Source organism: Stenotrophomonas muris (assembly GCF_052751275.1).
The window spans coordinates 403,372-415,628 of sequence record NZ_CP199879.1 but is presented as its reverse complement, the minus strand read 5'-3'; the positions used below and the strand labels follow the sequence as shown (position 1 = coordinate 415,628).

The window sequence follows — 12,257 nt, the reverse complement described above, 5'->3', positions numbered from 1 at the left end:
AGGAATGCCCATCGTGACCAGCCCTCTCCGCAACGATCGCCTGCTGCGCGCCCTGCGCCGCGAACCGGTGGACTGCACCCCCGTCTGGCTGATGCGCCAGGCCGGCCGCTACCTGCCGGAATACCGCGCGACCCGGGCCAAGGCCGGCAGCTTCCTGGCCATGGCCAAGACCCCGGAGATTGCCTGCGAAGTCACCCTGCAGCCGCTGCGCCGCTTCCCGCTGGATGCGGCCATCCTGTTCTCGGACATCCTCACCATTCCCGATGCGATGGGCCTGGAGCTGTACTTCGTCGAAGGCGAAGGCCCGAAGTTCCGGCACCCGGTGCGTGACGAAGCCGCCATCGCCCGGCTGGCGGTGCCGGACATGGAACAGGACCTGGGCTACGTGATGGATGCGGTACGGCTGATCCGCCGCGAGCTGGACGGCCAGGTACCGCTGATCGGCTTCTCCGGCAGCCCATGGACGCTGGCCTGCTACATGGTGGAAGGCGGCGGCAGCAAGGATTTCGCGCGCATCAAGGCGATGGCGCTGAACCATCCGCAGGCGCTGCACCGCCTGCTGGAGGTCACCACCGAGGCGGTGATCGCCTACCTCGGCGCGCAGCGCGCGGCCGGTGCGCAGGCGCTGCAGGTGTTCGACACCTGGGGTGGCGTGCTGTCGCCGGCGATGTACCGCGAGTTCTCGCTGCGCTACCTGCAGCGCATTGCCGAGGGGCTGGAGCGCGGCGAAGGCAGCGAGCGCACGCCGCTGATCCTGTTCGGCAAGGGCACCGGCCTGCACCTGGAAGCGCTGTCGCAGACCGGCGCCGATGCACTCGGCCTGGACTGGACGCTGGACCTGGACGAGGCGATGCGCCGCACCGGTGGCCGCGTCGCCCTGCAGGGCAACCTCGACCCGACCACGCTGTACGCCTCGCCGGATGCGATCGCCGCGGCCGCGGCGCGCGTGCTCGACACCTATGCCGCCGGCAACGGCGGCTCGCGCGAGGGCCATGTGTTCAACCTCGGCCATGGCATGTCGCCGGACATGGACCCGGCACATGTACAGGTGCTGGTCGACGCAGTGCACGCGCACAGCCAACGCTGAGCATTCCGCATGCAGGTACGGCGCGACCTTGATCGCGCCGTGACCCGCAGTGCGCGATCATGGCGGCCCCCACGCTGCACCGGCCGCACCCCATGTCCACATCGCCATCGACCTACAACCGCCAGCGTCCCCTGCTGTGGCTGGTGTCCCTGGCGATCTTCATGCAGATGCTGGACTCGACCATCGTCAACACGGCGTTGCCGGCGATGGCGGCCAGCCTCGGCGAGAGCCCGCTGCAGATGCAGTCGGTGGTGTTCAGCTATGCGCTGGCGGTAGCCACCTTCATTCCCGCCTCGGGCTGGATCGCCGACCGCTACGGCACCCGGCGCACCTTCCTGGTGGCGATCATCCTGTTCACCCTCGGCTCGCTGGCCTGCGCGCTGGCCCAGCACCTGCACCAGCTGGTCGGTGCGCGCGTGCTGCAGGGCATCGGCGGTGCGATGCTGCTGCCGGTCGGCCGGCTGGCGGTGATGCGCTCGGTGCCCCGCGAGGATTTCCTGCGCGCGATGAGCTTCATCGCCATCCCCGCGCTGGTCGGCCCGCTGATCGGCCCCACGCTGGGCGGCTGGCTGGTCGAGATCGCCTCATGGCACTGGGTGTTCCTGATCAACCTGCCGATCGGCGTGATCGGTTTCATCGCCGCGATGAAGATCATGCCCGACCATTACGCCAGCCACCGCACCCGCTTCGACCTGCGCGGCTACGTCATGCTGGCCTTCGCGATGGTGGTGCTGTCGCTGGCACTGGACGGCATCTCCGGCCTGGGTACGCCACACGCACTGGTGATGCTGATGACCGTGGCTGGCCTGGCCGCGCTGGTGGGCTACTGGCTGCACGCCGCCAACTCGACCGCACCGTTGTTCTCGCTGGCCCTGTTCCGCGTGCCCAGCTACCGCATCGGCATTCTCGGCAACCTGTTCTCGCGCATCGGCAGCAGCGCGATGCCGATGCTGATCCCGCTGCTGCTGCAGGTCGGCCTCGGCCTGGGCCCGATGCATGCCGGCCTGATGATGGTGCCGGTAGCGGCCGCCGGCATGGTCTCCAAGCAGCTGGCGGTGAGGCTGGTCGAGCGCTTCGGTTACCGCCGCGTGCTGATGGTCAACACCGTGCTGGTCGGCCTGGCGATGGCCAGCTTCATCCTGATGACACCCGGCCAGCACCTGGCCTGGCGCCTGCTGCAGCTGGCGTTCTTCGGCGCGGTCAATTCGCTGCAGTTCACCGTGATGAACACCGTGACCCTGCGCGATCTGGACCGTGAGTTCGCCAGTTCCGGCAACAGCCTGCTGTCGATGGTGATGATGCTGGCCGCCGGCTTTGGTGCTGCTGCGGCCGGCAGCCTGCTGGCCGCGTTCGGCAACCACCTGGACAGCAACAGCGCCACCGCCGCGCTGCATGCCACGTTCCTGTGCGTGGGCGCGATCACGCTGACCTCGACGATGATCTTCTGGCAGCTGCCCGACACCAAGCCCGAACCGCGGCAGGTGGAGCACGTCGCGGAGTGAAGGGGGTTCGGCAGGGCCTGCGGCCCTGCACCTGCGGTAGTGCCGGCCGCTGGCCGGCAACAGCAACAGCGAGCATTCCGTGAGTTGGCGGGGCGGTGCGGGCTTGCAGGACACGCCGTAAATCCCGCTCCGCGGTCCGGCCCAGCCGCCGGCGGCTGCGCGTTCGGGCGCTTGCGAAGCAGTGCTTCGCAAGCAAAGCGCCCTCACCCATGGGGGCTCGATGGCGCCATCCATGGCGCCAACGGTCCTGCAAGCCCACACCGCCCCACCTCTGACAGGTTCACGCGGCTGTGGGTAACGGCGACTGTTGGAACGCGCGGTTGTTGGTAGGTGTCGACCTTGGTCGACACATCTGTCAGATATCGAATTCCAGATTGGGGTCAGAGCCCGTTGCGCAGCAACGGGATCCGACCCCGAGCTCCGACAGATCGCGGAAAACTGTCGAAGGCGGGCTTTTGACGTTGACATTGATTCTGCAGGTGCAGGACTGCAAGCCCTGCAATAAACCCTACCTGCCCATCGCCCTGGCGATCGCTTCCACCAGCAGTTCACCGGTCACCGGCTTGCGCAGGAAGCCGCCGATGCCGGCCGCTTCCACCTGCTGCTGAAGGTCCGGATCAGTCCGCGCGGTCACCGCCAGCAGCGGCAGCATGTAGCCCTGGTTACGCAGGTGCTGGGCCAGTTCGAAGCCGCTCAGGCCGGGCAGGTCCAGATCCAGCAGGCCGACGTCGAAATCGCCGGCACTGATCTCGCGCAGCGCCGCCAGCGCATGGCCGGCATGCACCACCTCGTGGCCGCGTGCGCTCAACAACCCCCGCACCACATCGGCCACGGTGGCATCGTCCTCGACCAGCAGCACCCGCAGCGGTGGCATGTTCGCCGCATCGTCGCGATGCCCCTCGGCGGACACCTCGGCGTCACCGTCCACCACCAGTGGCAACGGCAGGGTGACGCCGAAGCAGGTGCCCCGGCCCAGCTGGCTCTCCACCTGGATCCGCCCCTGCATCGCTTGTGCCAGCTCGCGGCAGATCGCCAGGCCCAGGCCGCTGCCACCGTACTGCGCTGCCGTACGTGCACCATCGGCCTGCTCGAAGCGTCGGAACAGGCGCTGCTGCTGTTCCTGGCTGATGCCCGGGCCGGTATCACGTACCTCGAAATGCAGCGCGCGCAGCTCGCCATCGCAACGTGCATGCAGGGTGATGGTGCCGCGGCTGGTGAATTTCACTGCGTTCGACAGCAGGTTCAGCAGGATCTGCCGCACGCGCATGGCATCACCGGTCGCCTGCAGGCCCGGCGGCAGCTGGTTGTCCAGGACGAAGCGCAGGCCCTTCTGTGCAGCCAGCGGGCCCATCAGCGCCGCCAGATCCTGCAGCAGGCCATTCAACGCAAACGACTGCGACTGCAGCTCCAGGCGCCCGGACTCGATCCGCGCCAGGTCCAGCGCATCGTTGACCAGATGCAGCAGGTGCTCGCCCGCATGCCGGATCGACTGCGTGTAGCCGCGCTGCTGCGGGTCCAGTGGCGAAGCCAGCAGCAGCTCGCTCATGCCCAGCACGCCGGTCATCGGCGTACGGATCTCATGGCCAAGGTTGGCCAGGAAGCGGGTCTTGGCCGCCGAGGCCTGCTCGGCCAGTTCCTGCTTGTGCAGCGCCAGCTGGTAGGCGTGGCGCCGCTGCAGGCGGCGTCGGTACAACCAGGCGAACCAGCTGGTCAGCAGCAACCCGACCGACGCCAGTACCAGCAGGCCGGACAGGCTGCGCCACCACGGCGGCTGCACGCGGAACTCCAGGCTCTGCACCCGCGACCACACATGGTCGGCCGAGCGTGCCTGCACCTCCAGCCGGTAGCTGCCCGGCGCCAGGCGCGAGAACAGGCGCTCACCCGCCGGACCGACTTCAACCCAATCCGGGTCGTAGCCGGCCAGGCGATAACGGTAGGTATTGGACGCCGAGTCGGCGAAGGACAGCAATCGCGCGACGATGCGCAGGTCGCGATCGCCATCAGCGATCTGCAACGGCGCATCGTGGGTCATGTCCAGCACCTGTTCGTTGCGGCGCACTTCCACCCGCTCGATCACCAGTGGCGCGCGACGTACCGAAGGCCGTACCTGCTCCGGGTCGAACACCACCGCGCCCGCTGCCGTTCCGGCCACCAGGTGGCCATCGGCCGCTGCGATCAGGGTGTGCTCGCGGAATTCCTGGCTTGGCAGGCCGTCGTGCACGCCGTACAGGCGCACGCTCTGCCCATCGGCACTGACACGTACCAGGCCGCGTGCGCTGGTCGCCCAGGCCACGCCCTGCGCATCCACCACCAGGCCAGAGGCGGAGATCGCCGGATAGCCCTGTTCGGCACCGACCACCGCCTGCCGTTCCAGCCGCCCCTGGCTCCAGCGGTATCGCGACAGGCGCCCGTCCTCGGACAACCAGACCTGGCCGTCACGGCCCACATGCAACGCATGGATGGCCGTTGCCGGCGCACCCGGCACCGGCTGGAAGCGTTCGCTTTCCGGCAGCCACTGCAGCAGGCCACGGCTGCTGGCCAGCCAGATATGGTCCTGCGGACCGCATTCCACATCGAGGTTGAGCTGGCCCTGCTGCAGGCCGCGCTGGCCATTGACCAGCTGGCGCCGCAGGCGTCCGTCGAGATCACGTTGCTGCAGGCCCGCGGGAAGCATCAACCAGAGGCTGTCGCCGTCGCAGGTCATCATCGCTTCGATGACCCCTTCCATCGCCGCATCGGTACCGGCATCACGGCCCCAACGACGCAGTTCGCGCCGTTGCGGGTCGTAGCGCACCAGTGCATCGGTCGATCCGATCCAGACCTGGCCACGCCGGTCCTCGCGCACCGAGGTCAGCCAGTGCATGCCGTTGACCCAGGTGCGGTGCTGCTCGATCCTGCCGGTCTTCGGATCGAAGCGGTCCAGCGCGCCATGGCTGCCCACGGTCCAGACACCGCCATTGCTGGACGGGCTGGTGCCCAGCACGAGCGCATTGCGCAGCGAGCTGGGGTCGTCCTCCAGCCGCGACAGCACCGAGAACTGCCACCAGCGTGGCAGCAGGTGCCACAACCCGGCATTGGTGCTGGCCAGCCAGATGCCACCTTCGCGGTCCTCATAGGCACCGGTCCAGTTCGGCCGCACCGGACCGCGTGCGATCGCGCTGTACAGAGGCACGGTCTGGTACTGGCCGTCGACCGCACGTCCCAGCCCGGTGCGCGTATCCAGCCAATGCCCGCCCTGCTCGTCGCGCAGCATCATGCCCAGCACCTGCTCGCCTGGCGGCAGCTTCCACGGTGGTGCCTCGAAGCGGCCATCCGGGCGGCGCACGGTGGCCCCGGCCATCGTGCTGATCCACAGGCTGCCATCGGGCTCGGCGGTCAACCCGTTGATCAGCAGGCTGGGAATGATGTCCGTACCGACACGCTCGAAGTCGGTCCCGGTCCAGCGTGCCACGCCATGCTTGGTGCCGATCCACAGGCTGCCATCGGCCAGCGTGGCCAGGTAGGGCACCGACGACGAAGGCAGGCTGCGCGGATTGTTCGGCTCGGGCAGGTAGCGCTGCAGGCGGTCCTGGCTGTCCAGGCGGTACAGGCCGCCTTCGTGGGTACCGAACCAGATCGAGCCATCAGGCGTGCTGGCCAGGCTCCAGACCGTGTTGGTGCCCATCAACGGCTGGCTGCTGCGGTCGTAGAAGTGCAGCTGCCGGCGGTCGGCCGACATGCGCACCAGGCCAGCGTTCTCGGTGCCTATCCACAACTGGTTGCGGGCATCGACCAGCACCGTCCAGATGCGGTTGTCACGCAGTCCATCCTCGGAACGCCACACGCGGTAAGTGCGGCCGTCATAGCGGGCCAGGCCATCGTTGGTCGCGATCCACAGGTAGCCGTACCGGTCCTCGGCCATGCGGTTGACGGTATTGGACGGCAGGCCATCGAACACCGTCACCTGCCGCGGGCTCGGAGGCACCGGCTGTGCCGCAGCGGGCAACGCGCCGCACAGGAGGACCAGCAGCAGCATCGCCGCCCGCAGATACACCACCGATTGCCTCCTCACGCTGGTCCTGATGATTCCCGCGCTGCGGGCGTCGGCATGGTAAACCGAAAGTCGCGCCGTTCACGCCCGGCGCCGGCACGGTCACGCAGTTGCCTGCCGTTTCGCACGCGCCTGGGCGATGGCCGCCACCAGCAGGTCGCCGGTCACCGGCTTGCGCAGGAAGCCATCGAAGCCGGCGGCCAGCACCTGGGTTTCGGCGTAGGCATCGGAACGGGCGGTCACTGCCACCAGCGGCAGTTCATAGCCCATGGTGCGCAGCTGGCGGGCGATGGCCGTACCGTCCAGCGCGGGCAGATCGAGATCGAGCAGGCCGACGTCGAAACCATCGGTGGCGATCTCCGACAGCGCACCCAGGCCATGCAGCACGTGGACCACCTCATGCCCGCGCACCCGCAGCAGGCCGGCGATGACCTCGGCCACCGTGGCGTCGTCCTCGACCAGCAGGATGCGCAGCGGCGGCAGTTCCGGCAGGGCCGCCACCTCGCCCGCGGTGCCGGCGGCCTGGCGCGTCCAGGGCAGGGGCAGGCGCACGCGGAACCGCGCACCCTTGCCAGGCTGGCTGTCCACTTCGATACGCCCCCCCATCGCCACCGCCAGTTCCTGGCAGATTGCCAGTCCCAGGCCACTGCCGCCGTAGCGCGACGCGGTGCGCGGACCGTCGGCCTGTTCAAAACGATGGAACAGGCGCTGCTGCTGCTCGGCATTGATGCCCGGGCCACTGTCATGCACTTCGAAACACAGGCCGCCCTTCTCTTCCAGGCGCACGGCCAGGCCGACGTGGCCGCGCTCGGTGAACTTGATGGCGTTGCCGAGCAGGTTCAGCAGGATCTGGCGCACGCGCATCTCGTCGCCGCTGACACTGACCGGCCCTGCCGGGTTTTCACCGCGCCGGAATTCCAGCTGGCGCTGCTGCGCCATCGGCTGCATCAGGCCCTGCACCTGGTCGAGCAGTTCCTCCAGGTCGAACGGACGCAGATCCAGCTCAAGCCGCCCGGCTTCGATGCGGGCCAGGTCCAGCGCATCGTTGACCAGCCGCAGCAGATGGCTGCCGGCCTGCTGGATCGACCCCGCGTAGCCACGCTGCACCGGATCCAGCGGAGTCGCCAGCAGCAGTTCGCTCATGCCCAGCACGCCGGTCATCGGCGTGCGTACTTCGTGGCCCAGCGTGGCCAGGAAACGGCTCTTGGCCTGCGAGGCCTGCTCGGCCAGCTGCTGCTTGTGCACCGTCAGCTGCCATTGCTGGCGACGGCGCAGCCGCGCGCGGACCGACCAGACCAGGACCACCAGCAGCAGCGACCCCAGCAGGATGTAGCCGAAGATCGCCATGCCGCTGCGCCACCACGGCGGCAGCACCTTCACCTGCAACTGCTGCGAAGGCGTCCACGCGCCCCGGGCGGTCGCTGCCTGCACCTCGATGACGTAGCTGCCGGTCGGCAGCCGCGACAGGGTGCGCTGGCCATCGCCCCCCTGCTCCACCCAGTCCTGGTCATAGCCCTGCACGCGGAAGCGGTAACGGTTGCCCTGCGGGCTGGCATAGGACAGCAGCCGCGCATCGATCTGCAGATCGCGGTCATCCGGTCCCAGCAACAGGGTGCCGGTGAGCGGCAACGGTTGCCAGCCGCGCGCGTCGTCGCGGCGTACGCGCACTTCGGCGATCACCAGCGATGAAGAAGGCAGCACCGTGTCGTCGGCATTCACATCGAAGGCAACCAACCCGGTCTGGGTGACGGCCAGCACGCGACCATCTGCATTCACTGCCGGTGGCCGGCCGGTGAACTCCGCATCGGACAGTCCATCGCGCTCGTTGAACTGCTGCAGGCGCCGCGTTTTCGGGTCCCAACGCAGCAGGCCGCGCGGCGTCGTCGCCCACAGCTGGCCGTTGCCGGCCAGCGCCAGCCCGCCCATGGTGACCGGCGGCACGCCTGCACTGCCGTCGATGCGCTGGATCAGGCGCAGGCTCAGGCCATCCCACTGGTAGCGCTCGAACGCGCCTTGGCGCGCCAGCCACAACTGTTGCGGATCGATCCACACCAGGTCGTAGATGGGCCCGCGCGAAACGCCCGGTACTGCCTCGAAGCGTCCAGCCTGCTCGCGCCAGATGCCCATGTCACCCATCACCCAGGGCCGGCCATGGGCGTCGAAGCGGATCTGCTCGATCGGCGCATCGGCGGTCCCGCGGAAATGCTCCAGCGGATAGCGGTGCAGCAGCCGGCCCTCTGCATCGCGCTGCTGCAGGTCCAGGCCCATCACCGACACCCACACCGTGCCATCAGGCGCCTGCCGCATCAGGTCGATGCGCTGGCGCAGGTCGGCACTGCCATCGATCCGCAGATCGCGCAGCGCGCCGGTAGCCGGATCGTAGACGGTGATGCGGCCGCCGCGTCCCAGCCACAGGCGCCCATCCGGGCGCGGCAGCACCGACCACACCACGCCGCTGCCGAGCTGCCGGTCGCTGGCCAGCAGGCGCAGGGTGCCCTGCGCATCGAGCTGGTACACCCCTCGCGCCGAGCCGACGTAGTAGTTCTTCCCATCGCTGGCCGCGCTCAACAGGTACTGGCTGTCCAGCGGCTTGCCGTCGAGCTGGTTCCAGATCGAGAAGCGCCGCCAGTCCGGTGGCAGATAGGCCAGGCCCTGGGTCAGCAGCGCCACCCACAATCCGCCCTCGTGGTCCTGCAGCAGATCGAGCACACCGCTGTGCGCGGTCAGGAAGCCGCTGCCGCGGTCGCCCTCCAGCCGGCGCAGCGCCGCCGCATCCCCCCGCAACAGGCCATCGGAGGTGCCAGCCCAGTAGCCCCCCTGGCGATCGGCCAGGACCAGGGCCGAGCGCAGCTGGGCGCTGTCGGCCCATCGCGGACGACTGACCCGGTCCTGCCCATCGATGCGGTACAGGCCATCGTTCTGGCTGCCGACCCAGATCGAACCCTCCGCATCCCGGCTCAACCGGAGCACGCTCAGCGTGCCCAGTTCCCGCGCGGCCACCGGCTCGAATCCGCTGCCGTTCCAACGCGCCACGCCCGCTTCGGTGCCCAGCCACAGGCGGCCCTGCGCGTCGACCAGGCTGGTGAAGATGCTGTTGCTGGGCAGGCCCCCCGGCTGCGCCGGGTCATGGGTGTAGAGGCGCACGCTGCCGTCCTCGCCAAGCCGGCAGACGCCATGGTTGTTGGTCCCGATCCACAAGGCGTCGTCGACATAGGCCAGCGCCCAGAACTGCCCCTGGCAGGTGGAATTGACCGTGTCGAAGGTCCGGAAGCGCTCGCGGTCGGCATCCAGGCGGGCCACGCCCTTGCCGTTGATGCCCACCCAGACCCGGTCCAGCGGATCGATCAGCAGGGTCTCGATCTCGTTGCCGGGCAGCGAGCCCGGCTGTTCCGGATCGTGCTCCCAGACCCGCAGGCTGTTGCCGTCATAACGGGCGAGTCCACCATCGGTGGCGGCCCAGATGTGGCCCTGGCGATCCTCGGCCAGCGCCACCACCATGCGTGACGGCAAGCCTTCGGCGGCACCGAAGCGGCGCAGGCGCGGTGTTTCTGCCATGTCCAGGGTCGCAGCCGCCGTGGCCAAAGCCATCAGCAGCAGTCCCATACCTGCGATGCCACGGCACCACCGGCGCCAGCCGCTCGTCATCCTGAACCCCCTGTCCTGGGCCGATTGTCACACAGGGCCGGGTTCATGGCTGCAACAGGCTGTTTCCAGCGGCGGCACCACCACGAACTGTTGCAGCCATGCACGCAACGTTGGCAGGGGGCTGTGCGTATGATCACAGCGTCACCTTCCGGAGCCCGCCATCGATGCGTCCCTGCCTGGCCCTGCTGCCGATGCTGCTCGCCACCGCCCCTGCCTGGGCGGCCACCGACACCTATCGCCTCGATCCGGTGCACACGCGGGTGCTGTTCTCCATCGATCACGCGGGCTACTCGCAGGCCATGGGCACCGTGTCCGGCAGCGAGGGCCGCGTGCTGTTCGATCCCGACAACTGGCGCGACGCCACCCTGGAAGTGGACATTCCGGTGTCGCGTCTGGACCTTGGCGACGCCAAGTGGAACCAGGCCACGCTGGCCCGCAGCCTGCTCGATGGCGAGCGATTCCCCAGCGCACGCTTCGTCTCCAGCCGGGTCGAACCGATCGACGCCAAGCGTGCGCATGTGATCGGCACGCTGACCCTGCGCGGGGTCAGCCAGGAAGTCACCCTGGACGTGACCCTCAACGCGCTCAAGCGCTACCCGCTCCCTCCATTCCGACGCACCGCCGGGTTTTCCGCCAGCACGACGCTGAGCCGGCGCGCGTTCGGCATCACCGCCTGGCCGGGGGTCATCGGTGATGCGGTACAGGTGCGGATCGAGGCCGAAGCCACCCTCGACCGCAGCGACGCCCCGGGAACTCCCGCTCCCGTTCCACACTCCGACCACACGACGGCCCCCAAGGACCCTTCATGACCGCCAAGAACACCCCCGCCGCGTGGGGAAGTGTCAGCCAGCTCCTGCACTGGTTGATCGCACTGCTGATCCTCGCCCTGGGCGTGGTCGGCCTGACCATGGGCGAACTGCCCAAGACGCCCAAGTACTTCTGGGTCTACACCGCGCACAAGTCGATCGGCATCACCGTGCTGGCGCTGGTGCTGTTCCGTCTCGGCTGGCGCCTGTATGCCGGTGCGCCGAAGCAGGTGCCGGGCGTGCCCAGCTGGCAGGAACGCATCGCCAGTGCCACCCACGTGCTGCTGTACGTGCTGATGTTTGCCATTCCGCTGTCGGGCTGGCTGTACGATTCGGCCAGTGGCCTGCGCCCGTTCCGTTGGTTCGGCCTGGTCGACGTGCCCAAGCTGAGCGGCCCCGACCCGCAGGTCGTCGCGGTGTCCCATGCCCTCCACGAATACGGCTTCTGGCTGTTGATCGCGGTAGTGCTGGCCCATGCCGGCGCTGCCTTCTACCACCACCTGTTCCAGCGCGATGCAACGCTGTCCCGCATGTTGCCGCGCGGCTGGCTCGCCTCCCCTCAGAAGGACTGACCGATGAACCTGAAACTGACCACTCCGGCCGCCGTGGCTGCCGCCCTGGCCGGCATGCTGGCCACCGCCCCGGCGCTCGCTGCGGAGTATGCGCAGGCCCCCGGTGCCGGCTCGATCCTGGTGTTCGCCAGCAAGTACGACGGCGAAGTGTTCACCGGCAGCTTCCCGGGCTTCGCCACCAAGCTCAGCTTCGACCCGGCCAACCCGGCCGCCGGTTCGCTGGATGTGGTGATTCCGCTGGCAGGCGCCAGGAGCGGCAACAGCGACCGTGACTCGACCCTGCAGGGCGCCGACTTCTTCAATGTCGGCAAGTTCGCCACCGCGCGTTACACCGCCAAGGGCTTCCGCGCCGTGGGCAACGACCAGTTCGCCGCCGATGGCACCCTGGAACTGCGCGGCGTCAGCAAGCCGGTCACCCTGACCTTCACCTGGAAGCCGGGCACCCAGCCGGTGCTGACCGGCAAGGCCACGGTCAAGCGCCTGGACTTCGGCGTCGGCGGCGGTGACTGGGCCGATACCAAGACCATTCCGGACGACACCGCGATCAGCACGATCGTGAAGTTCGACGCGAAATAAGACCATCCGGTGATGCCGTGCCCGCGGCCGGCATCACCG

Annotated in this window: 7 protein-coding genes; 5 read left to right on the top strand and 2 right to left on the bottom strand. The window is 68.6% G+C overall.

Features of this window, described 5'->3' with window-relative positions:
* Positions 1–4: 4 nt before the first annotated feature.
* Together hemE and mdtD are read left to right on the top strand one after the other, a co-directional pair.
* Positions 5–1,087 (top strand): uroporphyrinogen decarboxylase, encoded by a 1,083-nt coding sequence (hemE, locus tag ACUVWL_RS01735; RefSeq protein ID WP_032957071.1) that lies wholly within the window; start codon positions 5–7, stop codon positions 1,085–1,087.
* A 92-nt stretch (positions 1,088–1,179) separates the two neighbouring features.
* Entirely contained in the window at positions 1,180–2,589 is a 1,410-nt protein-coding gene (gene mdtD, locus ACUVWL_RS01730) for a multidrug transporter subunit MdtD (protein ID WP_014648053.1), read from the top strand.
* Positions 2,590–3,097: 508 nt separating this feature from the next.
* On the opposite strand, the gene ACUVWL_RS01725 is transcribed toward mdtD, so the two are convergent.
* Positions 3,098–6,625, bottom strand: a complete 3,528-nt coding sequence (locus tag ACUVWL_RS01725) for an ATP-binding protein (protein ID WP_445978771.1) — start codon at positions 6,623–6,625, stop codon at positions 3,098–3,100.
* A gap of 96 nt (positions 6,626–6,721) precedes the next feature.
* Positions 6,722–10,264: a sensor histidine kinase gene (locus tag ACUVWL_RS01720; protein ID WP_227864490.1), complete on the bottom strand. Its 3,543-nt coding sequence runs from the start codon at positions 10,262–10,264 to the stop codon at positions 6,722–6,724.
* Between the two features lie 164 nt (positions 10,265–10,428).
* Here ACUVWL_RS01720 and ACUVWL_RS01715 point away from each other — a divergent pair, with 164 nt between their 5' ends.
* Genes ACUVWL_RS01715 through ACUVWL_RS01705 form a run of 3 tightly spaced genes read left to right on the top strand, consistent with a single transcriptional unit; the run spans position 10,429 to position 12,218 of the window.
* Positions 10,429–11,073 (top strand): YceI family protein, encoded by a 645-nt coding sequence (locus ACUVWL_RS01715; protein WP_126411266.1) that lies wholly within the window; start codon positions 10,429–10,431, stop codon positions 11,071–11,073.
* Positions 11,070–11,642 (top strand): cytochrome b/b6 domain-containing protein, encoded by a 573-nt coding sequence (locus ACUVWL_RS01710; protein WP_049441295.1) that lies wholly within the window; start codon positions 11,070–11,072, stop codon positions 11,640–11,642. The genes ACUVWL_RS01715 and ACUVWL_RS01710 overlap by 4 nt, the downstream gene beginning before the upstream one ends.
* Positions 11,643–11,645: 3 nt before the next feature.
* The gene (locus ACUVWL_RS01705) at positions 11,646–12,218 is read left to right on the top strand and encodes a YceI family protein (protein ID WP_014648058.1); all 573 of its coding nucleotides are present in this window, start codon (positions 11,646–11,648) and stop codon (positions 12,216–12,218) included.
* Positions 12,219–12,257 lie beyond the last annotated feature (39 nt).